This window comes from Cellulosilyticum sp. I15G10I2 (assembly GCF_900095725.1).
In the GTDB taxonomy this organism is placed as follows: Bacteria; Bacillota; Clostridia; order Lachnospirales; family Cellulosilyticaceae; genus FMMP01.
In genome coordinates this window covers 422,907-442,491 of the sequence record NZ_FMMP01000009.1, presented here as the reverse complement: position 1 = coordinate 442,491, position 19,585 = coordinate 422,907, and the positions used below count along the sequence as shown (strand labels likewise).

Here is a 19,585-nt window from a genome sequence, read left to right as displayed (position 1 = left end):
AAATTATGTTTAAAAAACCCTTAGGAATTGTTTTTGGAATCCTGTTGGTATTTTTGCTTGCCGTAGGTTGCACTAGCACGCAGCCTACCGATTCTGGCACTAACCTGCCTAAAGAGGTTATTAGTACTAACCAACCGAAAGATGCCACCGATGCTGGTCAACCCCAAAATGCTGCTGGTACCGACCAACCAAAAGAGGTTACCGACACTAACCAACCGAAAGATGCTACCGGTGCTAATCAACCGAAGGATGCTAGCGGCACTAGCCAGCCGAAAGATGCTATGGGCGCTAATCAACCGAAGGATGCTAGCGGCACTAACCAGCCGAAAGATACTACCGGTGCTAATCAACCAAAAGATGCTACCAGCACTACCCAACGGAAGGATGTTATTGAACTGAAGCTGGCCCATCCCAATCTGTCGAATAGTGAACTTGGCAAAGAGATTAAGGCTTGGGCTGATGCTATGGAACAAAAATCCGACGGCAGACTGAAGATTACAGTATATGCTAATCAAACCCTTGTGGAAGGGCTGGACACCTATTCTGCCGTTGTCGATGGGCTGGCCGATATCGGCTGGAATACTTGCGCCCAAACTCCGGAAATTCACCAGCTCACCCAGTTAACCACGCTGCCGATGCTTGCTGTACCAAATGTCTTTGAGGGCGCACAAGCCATTGATTATCTTTATAATGAATACAATAGCCTCAAGAATGAATTTAACGATGTTCATCTGTTTGCCCTGCAGGTTTCAGGGGGCGGTGCAGCAATCGGAACCAACAATAAGCCAATCAAGACCCTTGACGACTTAGATGGCATGAGACTCAGCGTACCAGCTGGTGCTAATACGGACTTTATGGAGCTTGCAGGGGTACAGGCTGTAAACGTACCTGACACAGAAATAAGGAAAAGTATGGAAAATAATATCTTGGATGGTTATCTGCTTTCATTGACCAGCATCTCCGACTTACAATTATGGGATGCCACTAGGTATATAACTCAGGTGTATACCTACGCTCCTGTTTATTGGCTGGCAATGAACGAGGCCAGATACGAAAGCCTGCCCGCTGATCTGAAAAGAGTTGTAGATGATTGCAGTGAAGAAGCAGCAAGAAATATAAACTCAGCAATGGAAAAACTTGTGAATAACACTATCAAAAAAGCAAAAGTAGATCTTAAGCATAACTATTATCTTCTTCCTGCAAGAGAAAGTGCTAGGTGGAAAACAGTTGCGCAACAAGCCTGGGATGTATGGTTTGCTGCGATGTCTAAAAATAACCTGCCAGCCAGAGAAGCTACAGATAGGTTTGAAAGATTGATTTTGAAATTTGATGACCACTTCTTCTTTTAAAATTATCTGGCAAAGCAAATTAGAGTACGGTAAGCAAGAGGTGAAATTATGACAAAGATGAAAAAAGTAAAAAAGATCATAATTTATGTTCTCATTTTTTTACTTATAGTATGTATCGGGATTGTTCTGTTCTTGGATGTATATCCGACTTTGGGTGGTAAGCCGTCGAAGGAACAAAGGGTGCTGTTCGAGCAATATGACAATTACGCCAATGGGAGATTTTTTAACGAAGGTTCTGAATCTTCAGAGCTGAGCTTTTGGGATTTCTTAGATTTGGATTCTAAAATTGCCCCTGTTTCAAATGAAGGTAATGCGGTTGCGGCAAATGAACTTGAGCCGATAGCTCCGATTCCTGTATCTGAAATAGACTGGAACGTGATAAATAGTGATGAGGATAGCCTTACATGGTTTGGACACTCAACTTTTCTGATCAGTATTGATAGCAAAAAGCTGCTTATTGACCCTGTGTTGGGGCCGATTGCCTCGCCGGTATCTTTTGCAGGGCCGAAAAGGTATCCTTACAATCCAGATATAATGGAAACCATTTTAGATGATATGCCGTCAATTGATGCTGTTTTGATTACCCATGACCATTATGATCACCTTGATTACACATCGATTCTCGAACTAAAAAGCAAGGTGGCACATTTCTTTGTTCCTCTTGGTGTAAGCGTCCACTTGATTCGCTGGGGCATTCCTTCGGAAAGAATCACGGAGCTTAATTGGTGGGAGGAAACGGAACATCAGGGGTTAACCGTCGCGTTGACACCAGCTAGACATTTCTCTGGAAGGCAGCTTAATACCAATAGCACCTTGTGGGGCGGTTGGGTCATATTAAGCAACAACATACGACTGTTTATCAGCGGCGATGGAGGGTACGGAACGCATTTTAATGAAATCGGCACAAAATATGGGCCGTTCGATATGGCTTTGATTGAAGGCGCTCAGTACGACAGAGAGTGGCCAGATATGCATATGACACCGGAAGAAGCAATCCAAGCCAATCTTGATTTGGGTGGCAAGAACATGATGCTAATGCATTGGGGGGCATTCACCTTAGCAAATCATGATTGGAAAGAACCGATAGAACGAGCGATAATAGAGGCGAAAAAAAAAGACGTCAATATCATAGCGCCTGAAATTGGAGAAACTGTTCGATTAGATTCAGATCTGCAAATTCCTCTTTCTTTATGGTGGGAGCTGGATTTTGACAATACGCGTTGATTCCTGCTACATTGGGAATTTATGTACGGTATGTCGTCGATTGTTTCCGGTGCGTCGGTTTCAGCAGACCTCGCATTAGCAAGATTGCCTTTTATTTTAAGAATTCTTAAGATTTCTATTATAAAATAGTAAATTTTATAGTTTAGAATAAAAGCATGTAACATTTTAGGCATAAGAGGCGTCTGTTTGAGTGAGGAAGTAGACAGTATAACGATTGACAGAGAATTAATTAATATAAGGTAAGATTCATTGCCAACTAAGGGATTTATCCCCTGGTTGGCAGCTTTTATTTATATACATTTATGTGGTGGGCAGAGCGTGGATTATGTTTTTAAGTACATACTATAAACGAGCTTCTCTTATTTTATGGTAAGTTTCAATAATTCCCCTTGTTCTATTTTCAAGGGAACCACCATATTAAATCTCCTTGGCACAAGTTTACTTTGAAAATATAATCATGTAAAATGATTATATTAGATTAATTGAATTAATATGGAAGTTATTTCATGGATAGCAACCTTTGTACCAAAAACTCCCATTACAAGGTATGAAAAGTAGAATAGCAAATAAAAATTTAAAATTTAAAGATTAAGATAAGATATTATAAAAAACTAGAGAAAAAGGGTGTGGATTATGCTTAAGTTTAATAAAAAAAGAAATGAAAAAGATATAATTATAATGGAAAAGAATCATAGGATTAAAGAATTATTGGATCAAATGACCCATATTATAGTAGAAATTAATCAAATAGTAAGTTCTACCAATGAATCTGCAGAAGAGATGGAAGTTAATGCCAGAAGTCAGTCTGAAGCTATGTCAGAATTAGTTACAACAATTAAGGAGTTTACAAAAGGAACTGAGGAAATTACGACCAGTATTATGAACCTCTCTAATATAATAGCGAGCATATCAAAAAAAAGTGAAGTTGTTGGAAACAAAGCTACTCATATGGTAGAGATGTCAGAGCAGGGGAAAAAATCTATTAAAAAAACAGATGAAAATGTTAGTACTGTAATGGGGTCAATATCTGAGTTATCACACACAATGGTAGAGGTAGGAAATTCTACTACAGAAATTAGAAATATAATACAGGTTATAGAAAACATTGCAAATCAGACAAATTTACTTGCCTTAAACGCATCTATTGAGGCTGCAAGAGCAGGAGAACATGGAAAAGGTTTTGCAGTAGTGGCACAAGAAATAAGAAAGTTAGCTGAAGATGTTACAGGTGCAACCCAAAATATAGAGAGGTTAATATTAAATGTAGAAAAGATATCACAAAAGGCAATAGATGATACGACCGCCAATAGACAAAGCATGAGTCAGGTTGAAGTTTCAGTTAAAGAAACAGATAAAGTATTTGAAGAGATGATGGCATCAATAGATGAAGTTCAAGAGCAAATTAATGTCATTGTAAATGAAATAAAATCTGCTAACGAATTTACTCAGGATATTGCCAGTATTACAGAAGAACAATTAGCAGGAACACAAGAAATACTGGCGTCTTCTGAAAGTGTTGATGAAATGGCATTAAAAAACATAGACAATAGCAAGTTAGTTTCTAATAATGCTGAGCGTTTGTTTAAACAATCCGCCGAAGCAGCAAAACATATAGTAAGTCAGATGAGGAATATAGCTGGTACCAGTGGAGAATACGGCTATATATTCTATAAACATAATACAGAAGGAATATTTGAATATGTAACAAAATCTGTAGAAGATGTACTTGGTTATACTGTTGAAGAATTTATGGTGAATTTTGAAAGCTTTCTTACCGATAATCCTATAAATATGCAAGGAACAGAACATACTGAACTTTCAATAAAGGGTATTCAACAACCTAAATACAAACTGGAGCTATTTAAGAAAGATAAATCAAAGTGTATGGTAGAAATAACAGAGTTCCCTGTATTTAATGAAAAGGGAGACGTGATAGCAATAGAAGGTTTAGTACAAGTGAAAAACAATTAGCTTATTTTGCTACAGGAAACTAAGCAGAATAAAGAAATGGCGGAGAGTAGAATGTATATATACGCAGGAAACGATCATATCGCTGCAATGACGAATCGAGTGGATACCGATCATCATAGCCATGCAATGCTTCAAATATCTGTATCTTTTTATAAGGCGTTTAAGGTGAGGATTACTGAAAGAGAAATAATGTGTAAAGGCATAATCATTAAATCAAATGAAAGTCACATCTTCTATAGTAATCAAGATACACAGATTATACTTTTAATAGATGCATCATCTGTTATTGCTGAACAAATCATGGAAAAATATTTGAAAGGGCAGGCCTATTACATCATGGATGAAAAAACAATAGATTTAGTGAGAGACTTACTTTATCAATATTATCCTATTGTAGAGAAGAAGGCCTATCTTGAGTTTTTCTTAAAGTTTTTGCAAACGATAAATATAGACATTCAAAAAGATATGAGTATGGATGAAAGAATTGTGAGCTTGATCAGGCAAATTAAAAATTGCTTAGGAACTAAGCATAGCATGGATGATATGGCTAAAAATTATTTTTTATCTCAAAGTCGATTATCACATTTATTTAAAAAAGAAACTGGAATGCGTTTAAGTTCGTATATTGTATTACATAAGCTGCAAAAAGCAATGTTTTATATATTAAATGGGAAGAGTATTACTGAGGCAGCTCTTGAGGCTGGGTTTGATAGTCCTTCTCATTTCGCGGCAGTATGTAAGAAAACATTAGGGATGTCGGCACGAGAATTAGAAAAAGATAGCGTTTTTTTGAAAGTATCAACCTACTAGATATTTTATAATTTAATAAAAGGAGGCGGTAATATGAAAGATTACCTAGGTGAAACCTATTTATTAGATTATAGTCATCCAAAGATACAACACCTTATAGCCCATAGAAAATGGGATGAAAAGAATGAGTTTGAAAAGATCAGGCAAATATATCATTTTGTAAAAGATGAAATTATTTTTGCTTATAATGAAAAAGACCAGTTAAAGGCTTCAGAGATTCTAAGAGAGGGATTTGGTCAATGCAATACTAAGGCGATTTTGCTTATGTGCCTGCTTAGAGGAGTTGGGGTACCAACAAGAGTACATGGGTTTTTGATTGATAAAGGTATGCAAAAGGGCGCGCTGGTTGGATTAACCTATTGGTTAGCACCTGGTAAACTCATTCATACATGGGTAGAAGTATTTTATAATAACAGTTGGATAGCGCTTGAGGGTGTGATTCCTGATGAAGATTTCTACAATGCAGTAAAAGAGAAACTACAAAAACGTGAAAATGGCTATTATGGTTATGCAATAGCAGTCAAAGATAAGTGTGCCAAAAGTTTTTGTTTTACTGGAAAAGATACTTACAGTCAAAGTGCTGCTATTACAGATGATCTGGGTATTTATGACTCGCCAGACAGTTTTTTTGAAAAGCATAGTAATATTTCTTCACCAGTAAAACAGTTTCTATTTAGTAAAATATTTTCTAAAAAGATAAATAGAAGGTTACAAAAAATTCGTAATACAAAATAAAACAATATACTATCTATTGAAAAATGCGCATGCAGACGTAACGTCGATTGAGGGAGCCCCCTTCAGATCGGCGTTTTTAATTTGTTAATCTTTTCGAGTCATTAAAGAATTTCTTTGATCTACGGAGCGTGGATTTTTTTATAGAGCAACTAGATATATAATAAAGTCGAGGTGATCAAAGTGGATATAAAAAGAAAAAAAGAACTCTTAGAAGCTTATAAAAACAGGTGTCCTGAAATGGGCGTCATATCATACAGATGTAAAGAAACGGGTGAAGTATTCTTAGGTATTTCTAAAGATACAAAAGCGGACTTTAATAGCACGAGTGTAAAGTTGGGAGCCAACTTGCATCCCAATAAACGATTACAGGAACTATGGAACAAATATGGTCAAGAAAGCTTTGAACTATCAGTGATCAAAGTATTAAAGTATGATGATCCACACAAAGATCATACCGCAGAATTAGAAAGTTTAAGACAGCAGTGTTTAGCAGCTGATCCTAATGCAAGGAGGATATGGAGATGAATGAGCAAACAGTTATGATGTCAAAAAGTTATGACCATATAGACGGCAGAAATGCCTATCACTCTGACATCAAAAGTTTGACTTTAGGTATGCCAATACTGGAAGAAAATAAAAAAATGCAGATTGCAGCACAGATTTGGCAACAGGATAAGAATGGGGAACTAAATTTGGCACAGGAGATCCCTATACATCAAGTATTTGACTTAATGATCCTTTTGTGCAGGACATTACTTTATTTTAAAGAGGCATATCGGTTTCCGCTTTTATACGACCCAGAAAATCCAACTGTAGAACGAATGGGGGTACAAGGTGGTGTACTACCCATAGAGGTTTGTATGGATAACCCAAACATCAATGAGAGTATTAAAACATTTGTGAAGAGCCTGAATGAATTAGGGGAATTGATTGGTGAACGACAACGGGTACTGACCCATATTTTAGAAGAATTGGGGTGCTATTGAAATGAAAATGGATGGATCATAGAGATTCAGGAACCGACAGTGATTCGAGATGCTGCTGTTTTGTGGCCCTTAATTCCGCATTAGAACCTGATGGCAGCTTAAATTTACTATTGGGCAGGATAAAGAGGCTATCCGTGAGCTTTACGGCGCTGAAAACACATTGGATATAACCGATTTAAAACAGCTCCCAGCAAGACTAGTACAAATAATCGCAAGGTTTTTGTAAGTATGTTATACTAAGCAAAAATGGAGGTGCATCTATGGATTGTGTGAAAATAGGGAAATTGATTGCCGGTCTACGGAAGGAGAAAAAACTTACACAGAAAAATATTGCAGATGCGTTAGGTATTCAAAATAAAACAGTTTCCAAATGGGAATGTGGTTTAGGGTGCCCAGACCTATCTCTGTGGCCGGAACTATCTGCTATTTTCGGTGTAGATATGACACAGATGATGGAAGGCGAGATTACTTCAAACAAACCAGACAGCGGCAACATTGACAAAGTCCGATTTTATGTCTGTCCTTCCTGTGGCAATATTCTGGTGAGTACAGGAAGCGCCTCTATCTTCTGCTGCGGAAGAAAATTAGAACATATCTTACCTACAGCTGCATCTATTGCACCCAAAATCACAGTAGAGGAAATAGATACGGATTACTTTATTACCTTTGATCATCCTATGACCAAAGAACATTATCTTTCCTTTGCGGCTTATGTTAAAAGTGACAGAGTATTTTTGAATCGTTTGTATCCAGAGCAAAGTCCAACTTGTAGATTCCCAATAACTAATGGTGGCAAACTATATGTTTATTGTATTAAACATGGTTTGGTGGTATATTCAGATAGTTTGTAATGCTATATGGATCAGGACGCTAAATGGCCATTAGCAGATAGGTCCCGCTAGGTTTTTATATGCAAGCTGCAAAAAATTCGAATACCTCCACTAAATATCGACAAAATATACGAAAAAATATTGCAACCCTCTATAGTCTATGTTATTCTACAGGATGTGCATCAAAGTTAAATCAAAATGGAGGGTGTAAATATGATAGATAAGTTGAAGTTTATATTTTTATCTATTTTTGGATTTGTTTTTTTTCTCATGCCTTTTAATATTAATGGAGAAAGTAAGATAGCTATTTCACATATAGTGAATTTTGTTACGGATAATACACTGGAGTTATTTATTGGATTTACGATTATTTGCGCATGGATCGTATTAATTACCACTGTACTTTTTGCATTTTACTCTTCAAAAAGTAAGTTTGTTAATTCTGTGTTTAAAACATCACCTTTGAACGCTATATTAAGAGTGCTTGGCTCATTCTTATATCTTATGGTAATTAATAGTTGGTTTGCAAACTATGGGTTTGCGGGCGTGATTTTAGATGGGAATACTGGGGGGCTAATGGCAGGAGCGGATGGTCTTTTAACCACACTTTATATAACATTCTTTGTTGGGATTATGGCTCTTCCATTATTAACACATTTTGGTATTGTTGAGTTTATAGGGATTTTATTAGGTGCTGTAGTTGAAAAGTTATTTAAAGTACCAGGCTATTCAACTATCGATGCTATCGCTTCCTTTGTTGGTGATGGTACAATTGGTATCGTGGTAACGGACAACCAATATCAAAGGGGATACTATAACAAGAGAGAAGCTTATATAATAGCAACTAGTTTTTCTATTGTAGGGATTGCATTCGCTTCTGCAGTAGCTGAAGAACTAGGCTTTGGACATATTTTCCCAATATTTTATGGATCTATTGCATTAGTAACAGTTATATTGGCTTTTATTACATCAAGAATGCCGCTTAAGAAATTTCCCCCAACTTATTATGAAGGAGTAACTCCAAATAGAATTGAAATTCCACAAGGTAAAACTGTTTTTAATCATGCATATGAGTCTGCTATAAAGCAGGCAGGAGATGCCAAGATTGGAAAAGTAATCATTGATGCGTTAAAAAATATTATAAATATATATGTTGGTTTTTTACCTATTATTATGGCGGTGGGAACATTAGCACTGGTAGTGGCAGAATATACCGAGTTTTTTAATATTATTAGTGCACCACTTGTACCTTTATATACTTTAATAGGATATAGTAAAGAGGTAGCAGCAGTCATGGCCCCTGCATCGGTTGCTGGGTTTGCTGATATGTATTTACCAGCTTTATTTACCAGTGGATCACCTTCTGAAGCTTCCAGATTTTTTATTGGCGTATTAGCATTTACTCAGTTAGTATTTATGTCTGAGACTGGAATGATTTTAGTTAAAAGCAAAATAGGTTTGAGCTTTTGGGATGTAATCAAAGTATTTATTTTTAGAACAATGATATCTATACCGATATTAATAGTTATAACGAATATTTTAGCTTCTTTAGGTATAATATCTTTTATTTAGGGTACCAGGCACCACTCGGGTTTTTGGATGTAATGTCTGCTGGCTAGCTTTTCACGCAAACACTATTACTGCGGAATCAATCCACTATGTTATGGAATGACGTTATAAATAAGCAGGAAATATTTGATAAGAAAGTAGGTTTATCCTTTGATAGGGATTAAACCTACTTTTTTGTATGGAGTTCTTTGTTGGAATTTAACTAACAAAATTTTACTTGGGCAGCTGTATTAAGGAATACTTTGCATAAAGTAAAAGGGAATGCTTCATAGAAAGCTAGGGGGATTTATTCATTCCACCTCCCCTTTGATTACCACAGGGGTATATTTTATTCAATCCGTCCGGGGGCCGTACAAACAAATGGTACAATGGAAGCCTTTGAACAGCCGATTGAGCCTATTATTAGCTTGTTGGAGAATCCTCCAATTACAGCTTTGTCTGCATTTGTGAAAAATAAGGAAATCAGCTTGACCATGGAAAAATTGTATGATTATTTATCTAGGCTATAACAAAGACCAGCAAAATAAGGATTTTAAAACTATAAATTGGTTATTTTTCTAATAAAGTAATATCTTCTCCCTGTTTTTTTCTGAGCATAATATTTTCTCGCCCCCAGGTACACATTACATCAATAATTTTATTTGCTGTTTTGCCGTATTCGGTAACATAATATTCAACCTTGGGAGGCATTTGAGGATATTTTATTCTTCCGATGATCCCATCTCTTTCTAATTCACGAAGCTGCTGTATAAGTACTTTTTGAGAGATATCCGGAATAAGGCGTTCGAGTTCACTGGTCCTTTTGGTACCGGACATAAGCAGACATACTATTAAAGCTTTCCATTTGCCGCCAAGGATTTCAAGAGTTGCTTCAATTCCTAAATTATATTGCTTCAAAATACCACCTCCAACTTAATTATACTATATCAGCTTAATCCATAGTAATACACACTTTAAAGTAAGTATTTACTGACTTTATTGTGTGTATTTACAGTAAATATTTTTTAGCAGATAATAATTATAAACTTAATTTCAAATGATCCAATGGGTTCGGCGGATTTTAAGTAAAGGTGAAAATCATAGGAAAAAGAAAGGATTAGTGATTTTAATGAAGACTCTTGTAATTTTAGCTCATCCTGATATTAGTCATTCAAATGTAAACAAAAGATGGAAAGAGGAATTAGAGAAGTACCCAAACGACATTATTATTCATGAGCTTTATGAGGAATATCCTGATTGAAATATTAATATTGAAACAGAACAGCGATTATTAGAGAGTAGTGATTTTGTTATTTTGCAGTTTCCTGTGTATTGGTACAGTTACCCACCCTTATTAAAAAAATGGCTGGATGATGTTTTTACTCACGGATGGGCATATGGTTCAAATGGGGATAAGCTAAAAGGAAAAAAGATTGGAATGGCAATGTCAATTGGGGATAAGGAAGAAAGTTACTCACATACAGGCTCAGTAGGATTCTCAGTAGATGAAATTATCATACCGTTTAAAGCCACTACAGCTCATATTGGGGCAACTGCACTGCCATACTTTGCTGTTTTTAGGGCTTCTTTTCAAATCAGTAGGGAAGAGGTTGAACAAAGTGCAAATGATCTTATTAAATATATCTCTAAGTATAAATAAAGTCAAATGAAGCACACAGCGGCAACATTGAGAATGTACGTTTTTATGTCTGTTCTTCCTGTGGCAATATTCTGGTGAGTACAGGAAATGCCTCTAGCTTCTGCTGCGGGAGAAAATTAGAACATATCTTACCTACAGCTACATCTATTTCACCCAAAAGCACAGTAGAGGAAATAGATACGGATTACTTTATTACCTTTGATCATCCTATGACCAAAGAACATTATCTTTCCTTTGCGGCTTATGTTAAAAGTGACAGAGTATTTTTGAATCGTTTGTATCCAGAGCAAAGTCCAACTTGTAGATTCCCAATAACTAATGGTGGCAAACTATATGTTTATTGTATTAAACATGGTTTGGTGGTATATCCAGATAGTCTATAATACTATATAAAGCAGTGTGCTAAATGGCCATTAGCAGATAGGTCCTTTGTCGATATTGCACTTTGGTTAAAAGGGGAATTAATGAAAAATGCAGCAGAAATAGGTTATGGGCGATTTTTATATGCAAGCTGTGCAAAATAGGAGAGTTTGGTACCTTGCTAGCAAGACGAACTTTTCTATTTCATAAAAAGAGGCTAAGTTTGGTCGATCCATGCGACTGAATTTAGCCTCTTTCTGATTATATGACAATATTTTGTTGCAATGGAATAATATGAGCTGATCGATAGTCATTTTCGAGTTTGCTCAAGTGATTAAATGCTGATTTTAAAGAGACGATGGCAATGAGGCTAGAGATAAGATCAGACAGAGTACCTGCTCCCCATACACCATTTAGTCCTAAGAAATGAGGTAAAATGAGTAGTAGAGGGATCAGTAAAAACACTTGTCTTAAAAGGCCTAAAAATGTTGCCTTTTTTGCTTCACCAATAGCTTGAAAGTAGCTTGCGCCCACTATCTGTGCACTTATAAGAGGAAGCATTAATAAAAATAGACGCATGCCAGTACTTGCCTTTGCAATAAGCTCAGGCTCACTGGTAAAGATGCCAGAAAGCATTACAGGAAAAGCTTGAACAAGTATAAATGTTATGGTACAGATCGATGAGACAGCAATCAGCTCGAGCTTTAACACCTGCTTAACCCTGTCAAAACGTTTAGCACCAAAATTAAAACCTATGATGGGTGCAGCCCCTTGTGTAACCCCCATAGCCGACATAAGGAATAGGACCATCACAGCGTTGATGATGGTCATTGCCCCTATAGCAGCATCACCGCCATATATTTTTAGTGCGTTGTTGGATATGATGCTGACGACAACTGAGGATAACTGCATCGCGAATGGCGCAAATCCAATACTTAGTATAGACTTTATAGCTACCAAGCGGAGCTTTAGTTTATTCATTACAATTTTTATTTGACTCTTTTTACTGAGGAAGTGTTGTAGGACCATGACAGATGTTACGAGTTGAGCGATGATTGTTGCCCAAGCCGCACCAGAAATGCCCATATCAAGCGTGAAAATGAGAATGGGATCCAAAATAATATTAATGACCGTTCCAACACATACAATTACCATTGATTTGACTGGATGTCCGGCAGCTCTTACCACATTTACTAGTCCTGTTCCAATGCCTTGAAATACGGCACCATAGAGAATGACAGTCATATAATCTACTGCATAAGGCAGAGTTGCTTCACTGGCACCAAATGCTTTAAGTATAGGTATCTTAAAAATAAGTCCTAAAAGTGTCATTAAGAGCATCAAGCCAGTGACTAGTGTTATGGCATTACCAAGCAGGCCTTTTGCTTCATCCTTATTATTTTCTCCAAGCTTAATAGAAATGAGTGCTGAGGCGCCTATTCCAACCAATGAACTTACGGCAGACAGCATCATCATAAACGGCAAACTTAATCCTATTCCTGTCATGGCAAGACCACCAATCCTGCCGACAAATATTCGGTCCATCAAATTATATAAGGAATTTACAATCATACCACCAATAGCCGGAAGTGAAAATTTAAGTAAAAGTCTGCTTACTGGCATGGTTATGAGGATATCTTTATTTGCCTCCATCATTTACATCTCCTTTTTAACTGCTAAAACAGTATATATAGCATCATTAATTTTAGTCTTGTTCACAATTTCAAAGCCAGTTGATGACAATTCTTTTTGAAGTTCCTCTGATCCAATACGAATAGACATTGGTGGTCCTTCTATTACCTTGTCGTCCTTTTCATATTCCAGACATAATAAGTGACCTTCTGTTTTTAGCACCTCAAATAGCTTTGAGAGTGCGTTTGTGAGTGAATTCACTTCATGGAGTATTAAAGATGCCATAACAAAATCAATGCTATTATTTTGAATACTTAAGTTTTCAAGATAATCTTGAATTAATTCAAGATTGGTAAGTCCTTTTTCCTTGGCCTTATCTTCTATCACGCTGAGCATACGTTTATCAGGATCCATAGCATACACTTTGCTAGAGGTGCTTTGGGCCATAGGGATTGTAAAAAAACCTGAGCCGGCACCAACATCGAGTAAAGTATGATTTTTTTGAATTGGCATTTGACTAATAAGTATTTCAGGTGGGATAAGACGCTCCCTTTGCTTGCTGTCTAGAAAGGCAATTTTGTTTAAAAACTTTTGATCCAGTTGATTGTGATGATGTATATGATTCATAATAAAACCTCCTATAAAATATAATGCAGACTGTAATTATCTATAATTGTATTAAAAAAATGAGCAGCTTTTACTGCTTAGATTTATAGCTCATTTTTTACACAACCTCATCAATAAGTTTCTCTTTAAGGTGATTCACCATTTTTTCTTCTGCATCTCTCATAACCTTTTCTATAGGACAAGCATGATTCTCATCCATTTCACAAGTGAAAAGTGCTCCGCTGCCTTCAATAGCTTGAATGACGTCATAAAAGCTTATTTCAGTCTTAGGTTTTCTAAGACTATAACCTCCATTGACCCCGGGGGCAGACTGAATAAGGTCAGCCTTGACCAACTGAGTGAGTATCTTGGACAAGTAGGTAGGTGATATATTCATGTGACTGGCTAGCGGCTGAAGACTTAAATTGTCTTTACCTTCTTGCTTAACTAAATAGACCATGATATGCAAAGCATAATTTGTTGCTTTCGTATACTTCATAGCGACTCCTCCTTGGAGATAATACAGACTGTAATTATCTATTATTATAGGCCACAAATTTTGCTATGTCAATCATTATTTTAGACATTAATCATAGGCTGTTTATTCCTTATGGTTTTTCTGCTTGGCATATTGAAAGGATATCATATTACCGTTGATATTTTATTAAATATTTTCATAAATATATCAGTCATTTCTTCATCATTCTTATCAAAGTCATTTTCTACCCAAACATTCAGCAGATTCCACAATCCACCAGCCACAAATACTGCATCGTAATATTGTAGTTCGCTATCCGTAAAACGGCGGTCTTTAATGATGAGAAGTGAGTCCATATCCCTCAAAAATTCTGAAAAAGCCTTAATAAGAACGGGAATATTGTTCTTTTTTAAAAGGTAGAGCAGATTTCTATGGGAGAACCAGAAGCTAAAATATTCTTTAGCTATATCTCTGGGTGTCAAACACTCATATGTCTGTAGTATCTCAATATATTCACGGACTAGTGTATCAATATGATATTTAAGGATGTCTTCTTTTGTTTCAAAATTTGTATAAAACGTACGTCTCGAGAGTTTCGCCCTGTCTGTAAGCTCTTTGATAGATATGCTCTCATAACTTTTCTCATCCATAAGTTCTAGTAATGCTGCAGTCAAATACATTTTCGAACGAGTAGATGCTGGATTCTCACGGGTGTTTATCATAGTAGACCTACTTTCACACATTTTAAATTATGTATAACTTATGTCAATCGTGTTGATTTGCTCTCTGAAGTATATTATAATTCAAATCAATAAGTTGCGCAAGTGTGCAAAGTTTCACATAGGTGAAGGGTTGGCTATGAAGTTAGCAGATTGGCAGTATTTTATATTATTAAATGTTAAGGAGAATTTATTATGGCAGAAAATATAAAGCGTCATTGGACCGCAGCGGATATTCCTTCACAAAAAGGCCGCTCTGTTGTTATTACAGGAACTGGTGGAATTGGCTATGAAACAGCATTGGAGATGACCCGAGCAGGAGCTGATGTTATACTGGCGGGGCGAAATCAGGATAAGGGAGAAGAAGCAATAAGAAAGACTAATAAAATAAATCCTGCTGGAAATATACGTTTTGAAAAACTCGACCTTGCAGATCTTGCATCTATAAGAGCATTTGGTGAACGGATAAGGGCAGAGCGCAAAAGTTTAGATATTCTTGTAAACAATGCAGCGGTAATGACTCCGCCTCACCGTATGGTTACAAAAGATGGATTTGAACTGCAAATGGGAACAAACTATCTGGGGCATTTTGCATTAACGGCACAGTTGCTTCCTCTTCTGCAAAGAGGAAATAAGCCGCGGGTGATTACTTTGAGCAGTATAGCTCACCTCTCAGGAGCTATAAACTTCGATGATTTTCAATCAGAACACCATTACAAACCAATGGAAACCTACTCGCAGTCAAAACTTGCATGCCTCATGTTTGCGCTCGAATTACAGCGACGAAGTGATAAGAATGGCTGGGGGATTACCAGTATGGGTGCACATCCGGGGATTTCAAGGACGGAACTAATCCCCAATGGAGCCGGAAAGAATAGTCCGGCAGGCATCATTCGACGTTTATTTGGACCGATTTTATTTCAGCCAGCAGCTCATGGCGCATGGCCTACTCTTTATGCTGCCACAGCGGAAGAGGCAATCGGTGGTACATATTACGGCCCTTCCCGAATGAATGAGACGAGAGGGTATCCTAAGATAGCTAAAATTGCACCACAGGCAAAAGATACTGAAGTTGCTTCAAAGCTTTGGGAGGAATCTGAGAAGATAACAAACGTTAAGTTTATTTAATAGTTTAAACTCAGATCATTTAAAACAATTAATATATATAGATTTTGACAGGATAGCCCCATTTGCAGTTATAAATGATAAAGGCCTAGAGCTTCTGGCTGAAAGAGCACTTTCTTTACCTCAATTAGTACTATGCCGTCTGGTACTTTCCATTCTATGACACTGCCTTCACTATAACCAAGAATAGCAGTTCCAATAGGTGATAATACAGATATCTTATTTTGCAAAATATCAGCTTCGTTTGGATAGACGAGCGTAAATTCTTCTTCGGCATCTTCAATTAGCAAGATGACCTTTGTATTCATCGTAATAACATTAGCTGGCAATTGATCAACACTTGTGACAACAGCTCGATTTATTTCTGCTTCAAGCTCTTGAAGACCTAAGTTATCCTTAAGGTCTTCATATTTGGCTTTATAAATTAGCTCTAATAATCTATCCTTGTCAGATTGCGTTATAAATATTTGTCGAGACATTGCTATATCCTCCTAAAATGACATTTTTAAGATGATCCTATTGATCATTCTTTAAGTAGTACAAAAGGCACTTCCCAAAGCGAATAAGGGAAATGCCTATAGTATATAATGGTACCAGTATAGCTTGTATTACAGTCAATGTCAATAATGGATGATGCTTACAGCGTATGTTACTCAAGTATGATTTGAGTTCCAGCACAATATTTGGCAACAATATCACTGTCCTCAGAAGCATAAATGACCCTTTCTAAACGTTCAATCAAGCTGTAGCCACGAGGATGCTTCCATCTACGCTCATCAATGATAAGCGCGTCAAATTCATAACCCTTTTCAAAGCTTCCTACTTTGCCATAAAAGCTGCCGCCACCTTTTGTTGCAAGATAGAAGGCTTCTATACTTGTAATAGGTGGTGTTGCGGGATCAATTAAGCAGGTATGTAATTTAGATACTTTAATGGCTTCTGTTATTGTACGAAAAATAGAAAGATTATCTCCTCCGCCTATGTCAGAGCCTATCCCCATATTAAGTCCAGCGTTCATATAACGTTTTGTCGGTGCAATACCAGATAATATATTGGTATTTGAAGAAGGGCAATGAGCAATATATACATTTCTTTGTTTTATAAGTGCTATTTCTTCTTCTGATAAATGAACACAATGGGCCATGATCGTTGAGGTTTCTCCACCAAAAGCACCTAACTGTAAATAAGCATCAGAATAATTTTTAGCTGTAGGGCAGAGGCTTTTTACCCAGGCTATTTCCCTTTTGTTTTCTGATAGATGAGATTGTAGCGGTAATTGAAATTCCCTGCACATTTTACCGAGTTCTTTCATTAAGGTATCAGTACAAGATGGAAGAAATCTAGGAGTAATAATAGGAGAAGTATTTTGATAACGGTCTTTAACAAAATTTATCCATTCAAAAGTATTGGTAATAGATTCCGCTGTACTTTCTTGTAAATAGGGGGAACTATTTCTATCCATATTAACTTTTCCCACCATACATTTAAGGCCAGTTTGTTCTAATAAATCCATTAAAAGGATAGTTGATTCTTTATGAAGGGTAGCAAAAATGCAAGCTCTTGTAGTAGCACTTTTTTTCAAATCCTTTGCAAAAATTTCATAGGATTCTTTTGCGTAGTCCAGTTGACTATACTTAGCTTCTTCTGGAAAGGCAACTTGATCCAGCCAATCAATGAGCTGCAAATGCATGCTAAGTGCGCGGAATGCATATTGGGGAGCATGAAGGTGTAAATCAACTAATCCAGGTATTATAAGACATCCCTCATGAATGCTTAATGGGAGCTGTAAAAAATGCTTTGGTATAGTAGGATATATCCCCTCTACTTCGCCATTAACGCAAACAAGATAGGCATTTTGATGAGTAATAATCTCACAGGGGTTCTTACTGTAAATAATATCACCTTTTAAAATAAACGATTTGTTAGATGTCATTTTATCACGCCTTTTCTTTTATCATTTCAATTTATATCATAAATTTTAATTTCCAAAAACGATTATATTCTATAGTAGGGTTAATTTTGAAAATTGTAAAGTAAAATTAATTAGAAAGGCTTCTTTTTATATTAACCTGTCGAAAGAAATCGATGGCTTTTTATTGACTTTTTATATTATATAAAGGAAAATAAATAAGAAACGAGGTGTGGCTCAGTTTGGTGGAGCGCTGTGTTCGGGACGCAGAGGCCGCTGGTTCAAATCCAGTCACCTCGATTAAAATTATTAGGCTGAAATGGATGGGGAAATATATCTGTTTCGGCCTGATTTTTTATTTTATTCGTGATAGACTTAAAGACAGGCCTATTGATACTTGGGGAGGTGAAAGTTTGAAAAAAAAATGGATCTTATTAATGGTAGTGACTTTTATGATTTTTGTTGGAATAGGGATAATCATATACGATTTTGGCAAAGATAAAATTTTGTTTCCGCCAAAGGTTACAAACGATATTCTGCTAAATAAGGGAACTTTTTTGGGAGAAATTAGTGTCGATAAAACTTTAAACGGAGTTTATAATTTTGTTTGTAATTATGAATTGAATGAAGACGGCTCTGCAACATTTGTGAGTAATGAATACTGGCAATCTTACAATGATATTGTCCCAAAAGAAACTTATGATTTATTAAAGTCCTTATCGTCTAAAAAGCTTTTAGAGATAAGCTACATAGAAGAGGGTATTCTGGCCATTTATTACTCTGACAGTGGTGCTACAATTCTTATTATCGAATTGGATCAGAAATACAATGTCATTTTTGAGTATGAATTAAAAGTAAAGGATACCTACACAGTTCCTTGTTCAACTGTCTTTTCTGATAAGGAAAGCTTGTTCATTGTATCTTATGAAGAGGAAAAAGACACAGTTTATATAACCAAGGTGAACAAGAAAAGTAGAGAAGAGGTTGTTTATAGTTTTACTTGGCAACAACTGAGCGGACAAACAGATAAATCCCATAGTCTAAGCGGATTCGTATTTAAGCCGAGTACTATTTGGATACGAGATAATCTCCTTTATTTTGCAGAAACGAATATTAAAAAAGACAGTGATGCGGTGATTGCCGTCTATGACCTTGCGGAAGAAAAGTCTTTAAATTGTAGAGTTTTTCAGAATTCACAGGTTGTTCAGGCGCAAAAGTCTAAGAGTAGCTTTTTTGTTCTTATAAATCATGGAAGCAATAATCTCTTGGTGCTATATGAGTTTGACATGAATACTTTTGAAGAAAAAAGTAAAGTTTTACTACCAATTCCAGAGGAAGCGGTGTCTCAAGACTCAGAGGTGCTAGATTTTCTCTTTAATTGTGATAGGGATGATGAGCAAATAGCAATTATATTTCCTGATATAAAAAGAACCGAAAATATTGATGCTAGTATTGGAACCGTCATCCTTGCCGTTTATGATAGACAAACAGGTGAGTTGGAGTATAAGTCAAGACTTGGAGTAGCTTCTAAATATGAAGTAAGTGAGGTTTTAATTAATAAATACAAAAAGCATACGCAAATGAATACACCTGTAAGCCAATTTTTGATTTTGGCAGTGCATTATAAATAGGGTTAAGAAGGT

The 19,585-nt window shown here is 36.4% G+C and carries 19 protein-coding genes, 1 tRNA gene and 1 pseudogene; 14 read left to right on the top strand and 7 right to left on the bottom strand.

What is annotated here, in order from left to right; translation table 11 throughout:
- Positions 1-5: 5 nt before the first annotated feature.
- The 9 genes from dctP (at position 6) to BN3326_RS10620 (ending at position 9,477) form a co-directional block, all read left to right on the top strand.
- Positions 6-1,349 carry a TRAP transporter substrate-binding protein DctP gene (gene dctP, locus BN3326_RS10660; protein ID WP_069999183.1) on the top strand — a complete coding sequence of 448 codons (1,344 nt, stop codon included), beginning with the start codon at positions 6-8 and terminating at the stop codon, positions 1,347-1,349.
- Between the two features lie 48 nt (positions 1,350-1,397).
- Positions 1,398-2,573: an MBL fold metallo-hydrolase gene (locus BN3326_RS10655; RefSeq protein WP_069999179.1), complete on the top strand. Its 1,176-nt coding sequence runs from the start codon at positions 1,398-1,400 to the stop codon at positions 2,571-2,573.
- Positions 2,574-3,206: 633 nt separating this feature from the next.
- The gene (locus tag BN3326_RS10650) at positions 3,207-4,544 is read left to right on the top strand and encodes a methyl-accepting chemotaxis protein (protein WP_069999178.1); all 1,338 of its coding nucleotides are present in this window, start codon (positions 3,207-3,209) and stop codon (positions 4,542-4,544) included.
- Positions 4,545-4,631: 87 nt separating this feature from the next.
- Entirely contained in the window at positions 4,632-5,354 is a 723-nt protein-coding gene (locus BN3326_RS10645; protein WP_207646333.1) for a helix-turn-helix transcriptional regulator, read from the top strand.
- A 33-nt stretch (positions 5,355-5,387) separates the two neighbouring features.
- A complete protein-coding gene (locus BN3326_RS10640) occupies positions 5,388-6,089 on the top strand; it encodes a transglutaminase-like domain-containing protein (RefSeq protein ID WP_069999171.1) in 702 nt (233 codons plus the stop codon).
- A 180-nt stretch (positions 6,090-6,269) separates the two neighbouring features.
- On the top strand, positions 6,270-6,614 hold the full coding sequence (locus BN3326_RS10635; protein WP_069999169.1) for a GIY-YIG nuclease family protein: 345 nt from the start codon (positions 6,270-6,272) through the stop codon (positions 6,612-6,614).
- Entirely contained in the window at positions 6,611-7,075 is a 465-nt protein-coding gene (locus BN3326_RS10630) for a DUF6530 family protein (RefSeq protein WP_171903814.1), read from the top strand. The genes BN3326_RS10635 and BN3326_RS10630 overlap by 4 nt, the downstream gene beginning before the upstream one ends.
- A 284-nt stretch (positions 7,076-7,359) precedes the next feature.
- Complete coding sequence (locus BN3326_RS10625) at positions 7,360-7,926, top strand: helix-turn-helix domain-containing protein (RefSeq protein WP_330389706.1); 567 nt, start codon at positions 7,360-7,362, stop codon at positions 7,924-7,926.
- A gap of 192 nt (positions 7,927-8,118) precedes the next feature.
- Complete coding sequence (locus tag BN3326_RS10620; protein ID WP_069999164.1) at positions 8,119-9,477, top strand: YjiH family protein; 1,359 nt, start codon at positions 8,119-8,121, stop codon at positions 9,475-9,477.
- 546 nt (positions 9,478-10,023) lie between these two features.
- Here the strand turns inward: BN3326_RS10620 and BN3326_RS10615 are convergent.
- On the bottom strand, positions 10,024-10,371 hold the full coding sequence (locus BN3326_RS10615; protein ID WP_069999162.1) for a winged helix-turn-helix transcriptional regulator: 348 nt from the start codon (positions 10,369-10,371) through the stop codon (positions 10,024-10,026).
- Between the two features lie 139 nt (positions 10,372-10,510).
- Between BN3326_RS10615 and BN3326_RS10610 the strand changes: the two are divergent.
- Both BN3326_RS10610 and BN3326_RS21220 read left to right on the top strand, forming a co-directional pair.
- Positions 10,511-11,113: pseudogene (locus BN3326_RS10610) on the top strand (NAD(P)H-dependent oxidoreductase).
- 74 nt (positions 11,114-11,187) lie between these two features.
- Entirely contained in the window at positions 11,188-11,496 is a 309-nt protein-coding gene (locus BN3326_RS21220; RefSeq protein ID WP_242875985.1) for a hypothetical protein, read from the top strand.
- Positions 11,497-11,734: 238 nt separating this feature from the next.
- Here the strand turns inward: BN3326_RS21220 and BN3326_RS10605 are convergent, their stop codons facing one another.
- From BN3326_RS10605 to BN3326_RS10590, 4 genes are all read right to left on the bottom strand, one after another.
- On the bottom strand, positions 11,735-13,126 hold the full coding sequence (locus BN3326_RS10605) for an MATE family efflux transporter (protein ID WP_069999404.1): 1,392 nt from the start codon (positions 13,124-13,126) through the stop codon (positions 11,735-11,737).
- Positions 13,127-13,129: 3 nt separating this feature from the next.
- Complete coding sequence (locus tag BN3326_RS10600; protein WP_069999160.1) at positions 13,130-13,732, bottom strand: class I SAM-dependent methyltransferase; 603 nt, start codon at positions 13,730-13,732, stop codon at positions 13,130-13,132.
- Between the two features lie 97 nt (positions 13,733-13,829).
- Positions 13,830-14,210: an RrF2 family transcriptional regulator gene (locus tag BN3326_RS10595; RefSeq protein ID WP_069999157.1), complete on the bottom strand. Its 381-nt coding sequence runs from the start codon at positions 14,208-14,210 to the stop codon at positions 13,830-13,832.
- A gap of 143 nt (positions 14,211-14,353) precedes the next feature.
- On the bottom strand, positions 14,354-14,911 hold the full coding sequence (locus BN3326_RS10590) for a TetR/AcrR family transcriptional regulator (protein ID WP_069999156.1): 558 nt from the start codon (positions 14,909-14,911) through the stop codon (positions 14,354-14,356).
- Positions 14,912-15,103: 192 nt separating this feature from the next.
- Here BN3326_RS10590 and BN3326_RS10585 point away from each other — a divergent pair, with 192 nt between their 5' ends.
- Entirely contained in the window at positions 15,104-16,036 is a 933-nt protein-coding gene (locus tag BN3326_RS10585; RefSeq protein ID WP_069999155.1) for an oxidoreductase, read from the top strand.
- Between the two features lie 68 nt (positions 16,037-16,104).
- Here the strand turns inward: BN3326_RS10585 and BN3326_RS10580 are convergent, their stop codons facing one another.
- On the bottom strand, positions 16,105-16,512 hold the full coding sequence (locus BN3326_RS10580; protein WP_069999154.1) for a GreA/GreB family elongation factor: 408 nt from the start codon (positions 16,510-16,512) through the stop codon (positions 16,105-16,107).
- Between the two features lie 170 nt (positions 16,513-16,682).
- Positions 16,683-17,966 (bottom strand): amidohydrolase family protein, encoded by a 1,284-nt coding sequence (locus tag BN3326_RS10575; protein WP_069999153.1) that lies wholly within the window; start codon positions 17,964-17,966, stop codon positions 16,683-16,685.
- Positions 17,967-18,168: 202 nt separating this feature from the next.
- On the opposite strand from BN3326_RS10575, the gene BN3326_RS10570 reads away from it, so the two are divergent.
- Together BN3326_RS10570 and BN3326_RS10565 are read left to right on the top strand one after the other, a co-directional pair.
- Positions 18,169-18,242, top strand: a tRNA-Pro gene (locus BN3326_RS10570).
- Positions 18,243-18,355: 113 nt separating this feature from the next.
- Positions 18,356-19,573 carry a hypothetical protein gene (locus tag BN3326_RS10565; protein WP_069999152.1) on the top strand — a complete coding sequence of 406 codons (1,218 nt, stop codon included), beginning with the start codon at positions 18,356-18,358 and terminating at the stop codon, positions 19,571-19,573.
- Positions 19,574-19,585 lie beyond the last annotated feature (12 nt).

Bases quoted from the DNA above. Each gene is read 5' to 3' on its own strand.
- dctP (WP_069999183.1), top strand. From the start codon at position 6: ATGTTTAAAAAACCCTTAGGAATTGTTTTTGGAATCCTGTTGGTATTT.
- BN3326_RS10655 (WP_069999179.1), top strand. From the start codon at position 1,398: ATGACAAAGATGAAAAAAGTAAAAAAGATCATAATTTATGTTCTCATT.
- BN3326_RS10650 (WP_069999178.1), top strand. From the start codon at position 3,207: ATGCTTAAGTTTAATAAAAAAAGAAATGAAAAAGATATAATTATAATG.
- BN3326_RS10645 (WP_207646333.1), top strand. From the start codon at position 4,632: ATGACGAATCGAGTGGATACCGATCATCATAGCCATGCAATGCTTCAA.
- BN3326_RS10640 (WP_069999171.1), top strand. From the start codon at position 5,388: ATGAAAGATTACCTAGGTGAAACCTATTTATTAGATTATAGTCATCCA.
- BN3326_RS10630 (WP_171903814.1), top strand. From the start codon at position 6,611: ATGAATGAGCAAACAGTTATGATGTCAAAAAGTTATGACCATATAGAC.
- BN3326_RS10620 (WP_069999164.1), top strand. From the start codon at position 8,119: ATGATAGATAAGTTGAAGTTTATATTTTTATCTATTTTTGGATTTGTT.
- BN3326_RS10605 (WP_069999404.1), bottom strand. From the start codon at position 13,126: ATGGAGGCAAATAAAGATATCCTCATAACCATGCCAGTAAGCAGACTT.
- BN3326_RS10600 (WP_069999160.1), bottom strand. From the start codon at position 13,732: ATGAATCATATACATCATCACAATCAACTGGATCAAAAGTTTTTAAAC.
- BN3326_RS10595 (WP_069999157.1), bottom strand. From the start codon at position 14,210: ATGAAGTATACGAAAGCAACAAATTATGCTTTGCATATCATGGTCTAT.
- BN3326_RS10590 (WP_069999156.1), bottom strand. From the start codon at position 14,911: ATGATAAACACCCGTGAGAATCCAGCATCTACTCGTTCGAAAATGTAT.
- BN3326_RS10585 (WP_069999155.1), top strand. From the start codon at position 15,104: ATGGCAGAAAATATAAAGCGTCATTGGACCGCAGCGGATATTCCTTCA.
- BN3326_RS10580 (WP_069999154.1), bottom strand. From the start codon at position 16,512: ATGTCTCGACAAATATTTATAACGCAATCTGACAAGGATAGATTATTA.
- BN3326_RS10575 (WP_069999153.1), bottom strand. From the start codon at position 17,966: ATGACATCTAACAAATCGTTTATTTTAAAAGGTGATATTATTTACAGT.